Source organism: Methanospirillum sp., from assembly GCF_035560735.1.
In the GTDB taxonomy this organism is placed as follows: Archaea; Halobacteriota; Methanomicrobia; order Methanomicrobiales; family Methanospirillaceae; genus Methanospirillum.
Genome location: NZ_DATMYY010000297.1, coordinates 1 through 3,737, shown reverse-complemented (window position 1 = coordinate 3,737; position 3,737 = coordinate 1). Strand labels below are relative to the sequence as shown.

3 protein-coding genes are annotated in these 3,737 nt (G+C 45.1%); 1 reads left to right on the top strand and 2 read right to left on the bottom strand.

From position 1 onward, the window contains the following. Window positions 1–97: 97 nt before the first annotated feature. Together VN429_RS08635 and VN429_RS08630 are read right to left on the bottom strand one after the other, a co-directional pair. Window positions 98–1,471: a PP2C family protein-serine/threonine phosphatase gene (locus VN429_RS08635; RefSeq protein WP_325632181.1), complete on the bottom strand. Its 1,374-nt coding sequence runs from the start codon at window positions 1,469–1,471 to the stop codon at window positions 98–100. A gap of 2 nt (window positions 1,472–1,473) precedes the next feature. Next, entirely contained in the window at window positions 1,474–1,845 is a 372-nt protein-coding gene (locus VN429_RS08630) for an STAS domain-containing protein (protein WP_325632178.1), read from the bottom strand. 141 nt (window positions 1,846–1,986) lie between these two features. Between VN429_RS08630 and VN429_RS08625 the strand changes: the two genes are divergently transcribed. After that, window positions 1,987–3,696 (top strand): uracil-xanthine permease family protein, encoded by a 1,710-nt coding sequence (locus tag VN429_RS08625; RefSeq protein ID WP_325632177.1) that lies wholly within the window; start codon window positions 1,987–1,989, stop codon window positions 3,694–3,696. Window positions 3,697–3,737 lie beyond the last annotated feature (41 nt).

The following is a 3,737-nucleotide window of genomic DNA, read 5'->3' as shown; positions in this document are numbered from 1 at the left end:
ATAAGTTACTTTCAGACACATCAGTGAAAACCATCTCCATAACCATTGAGGAGAAGAATCTTTTCAAAAAAGGAGGATACCTGTTCCTGGCTGAAAATTATTCCATAACCCGGATTGCTACCATGGTTATATCATCAAATGGATCAGTCCCCTTGCAATGCCCGGCAAGATCGTCCTGAACGCTCTGGATAATGACGGATACCGGGTCATCCTTATGTTCCTGAATTACTCGAATCAGGCGATCAATGCCGTATTGCTCATCGGAGACATTAATTGCCTCGGTGATACCATCAGTGTACAGAACGAGAAGATCCCCTTTTAAAAGAACAATGTTCTCCTGTCTGTATGGTTTTTCAAACACCCCGAGAGCCATGCCGGTTCGCTTCAGATTTACCATGCATCCGTCCTCCCGAAACAGCAGGGGAGGAGGATGCCCCGCATTTACGTAGACAAGTTCTCGGGATTGTGTATCGAGCAGCCCGCACCAGAGTGTGACAAACATACCCGGTGTGGCATTGACCCTGATCATATGGTTCGCACCCTCTATTGCAGATATCAGGGAATCTTCCCGGACGAGATTTGCCCAGGTAAGAGTCTTGGATAAACCCATAAACAGGGCCGCCGGAATTCCTTTTCCTGATACATCAGCTATTACAAGGCCAAGGAGATTCTCACGAATTGGATAAATAAAGTCATAAAAATCACCACCCACATCCTGGGCAGGGACACTCACTGCTGCCAGGGAAATATCATCGACATCGGGCACTTTGGCAGGAAGAAAATGCTTCTGGATTTGACGGGCTGCACGCATATCAACATCACGTCTGTATATCTCCTCACCAAGTCTATCCCTCTCCTGCCGGGTTCTCTCTTCAGAAATCCTGTTGTGAATGATGATAGCAAATATCGCGATTCCCAATACATTTGCCAGGGTAATAGGGAACGTTAACTGGAGGACAATACTTTCTGCAACTTCATACGGGGTTATCAGGATGAGAGCCAGTATGTCGTGAATAATCTCGATACCTATGGCAAAAATCACAACAGCGCCTATCGACGGGAAATTTCTCTTGTTCAGGTACCAGACGACCCCTCCCAGAAGACCGGCAACAATTGCAGCAAGGGAACATGGTTCAGCAGCAATTCCCCCTAGATTGTACCTGAACAAGGCTCCAATAATACCGGAACCGACACCAACGACCGGCCCCCCGATAAGGCCTCCCACCATCGGTCCGAGGTCGAGAACATTTACTTCAGCCCCGAGGATTTTGGTCCTGGTTATTGACCCGTATATTGACAGGGCACCAAAGAAAAGAAGACAAATGATGGTATCCAGGGAAGTTGTATTGTGGTTGATAATCCTTTCAAACATTGGTCTTCGCGTGAAGAGATACGCGAGTACCGCAATCACACAAACGAGCTGGATCAGGGTAAGGAAAAACTCAACATAGTTTGTTATGAGTTCTGACATGATTAAGATGAAAAACTCGCCAACAGGGCAACATCATCCGGATATATGGAAAAGACTTCATCAAACCCGCACATGATAATTATCTCCCTGATTTCATGCTTCAGGTTTGATAGTCTGATATCACCGTCCAATTCACGAATCTGCATGAGAAATCCAAGAATGACACGAAGCCCGGCACTACTTATATAGGTCAGTTCTCCGCAATGGATACCAATCTTACGTGATCCGGCCTGGATAAGATTCTGAATAAATTCTTCTGCCTGGATAGCCGATGTTACATCCAGCCTTCCGATAAAGAAGACAATATCAACATCCTCAATTTTTTTTGATGCCACCCTGAACCGCTCACTCATACAAAGTGATGTACACTTCATTCAGATGTTGATTTCGATAGTGAGTATAGAAATCAGAGGTACCGAACCGCTATGGAAGATAGAAATAATCAGTACCACCATGTAAGGCCAACTGAAAAAAGCAAAGCAATCATGAGGAAGTAAAATCAATGAAAAGTATCTATGTCAAGATCTCCTCCTGACATCATATATGGTGTTGATGACAGACCACCGGCCCTGACCCTCCTCATGCTTGGGTTTCAGCACGTCGTAGTCATCACACTCACTCTTATCATCCCCGTGCTTATCGCAAAAGAAGTCGGGCTTTCAGACCAGCAGGCAAACTTTTTCATCAGCATGTCACTGCTGGCAACAGGGATAGGAACATGTCTCCAGGCCTGGAAGTGGCGGGGAATTATTGGATCAGGATACCTCTGTCCATGTATCTGTGGTCCGTCTTATCTTTCAGCTTCTATCCTGGCAGTCCAGACCGGGGGATTATCACTACTCTTTGGCATGACTGCAATAACCGGGGTATTTCAGATTGCTGTCTCGCGTATCATCAGTAAATTGCGGATTCTTTTTCCTGTTGAGGTTACCGGTGTTGTGGTAACAATGGTGGGTATAACCATCATACCCTTTGCAATACCGTCATTTTTTGGAACCACTGACACGAATGTCATAAATCCCGTTGTAGTTCTGGTTTCAATTGTGACATTTGCTATCATCTGCGGTTTTACTATCTGGGGAAAAGGCTGGGCACGACTTTTTCCAGCTCTTATCGGCTGTATCATCGGATACCTGCTTTCTCTTGCCTTAGGAGTTGCCGGAGATGATACCATTGGCAAAATAGCAACAACACCTCTTTTTGGATTTCCCGATATCTCCTACTTTGGATTTTCGTTCAACCCCTACCTGCTCCTTCCGTTCTTCATCGCAACCATCAGTTCGACATTCAAAAATGTTGGAGATATTACCATCTGTCAGAAAGCTTCAGATCTTGACTGGAAACGACCGGATTTTTCCAATATAAGCGCCGGTATCCTCTCAGATGGAATTTCAACGCTGGTTGGAGGATTAATTGGAGGGTTGGGACAATCTAGTTCTTCCTCCAACATCGGACTGGCACTTGGAACCAGGGCAATTAGCAGGTACATTTCATTTTCTACCGGTGGAATACTTATTCTCCTTGCATTTTTTCCTAAACTTGCTGCCCTGTTCCTATATCTCCCTGACCCGGTGATGGGAGCCATGTCAATATACATGGGCAGTTTTATGATCATCGCTGGTCTCGGTATAGTGACATCCCGGATGATGGATGCCCGTAAAACGTTCGTTGTCGGATCTTCACTGATGTTCGGGCTTGGAGTACACATGCTTCCGGACATTTTCTCGCAATTACCCCAGTTGATACAGCCAATCTTTGAATCCGGTCTATCTGTAGCAACAATGGTAGCAATAACTCTGAATCTTGTGATGAGAATCGGGATAAAAAAACAGGAGACCCTGACTCTTCAGCCTGATGATGAGATATCAGACAAAGTCTTCGCATTTATGGAAAAACAGGGAGAGAGATGGGGAGCCAGGCCTGATGTCATCAGAAAGGCAACATCTGCTCTCGTAGAAACCTGCGAATCGTTGTTTTCAACAGGGAGAACAACTGAACCTGTCAGTGTTACGGCAATATACGATGAGCTGCAGATTGATATTCCGGTCTCGTACACGGGAAAGGAACTTATTCTGACTGATAAAAGACCAACTCCCCAAGAGATTATGAAAGATCCCGATGGTTTCTCCCGATTGTCCGGGTATATGGTACAGCGATATGCAGACCGGGTTACAACACAAAACACCGGAGAAAAATGGATGATTAACCTCCATTTTGAGCATTAATAATTAAACCTGGTATTAATTTCCTTTTTATTATCCTGATA

Excerpts from the sequence above, each read along its gene's own strand:
- VN429_RS08635 (WP_325632181.1), bottom strand. The coding sequence starts at position 1,471 with ATGTCAGAACTCATAACAAACTATGTTGAGTTTTTCCTTACCCTGATC.
- VN429_RS08630 (WP_325632178.1), bottom strand. The coding sequence starts at position 1,845 with ATGAAGTGTACATCACTTTGTATGAGTGAGCGGTTCAGGGTGGCATCA.
- VN429_RS08625 (WP_325632177.1), top strand. The coding sequence starts at position 1,987 with ATGTCAAGATCTCCTCCTGACATCATATATGGTGTTGATGACAGACCA.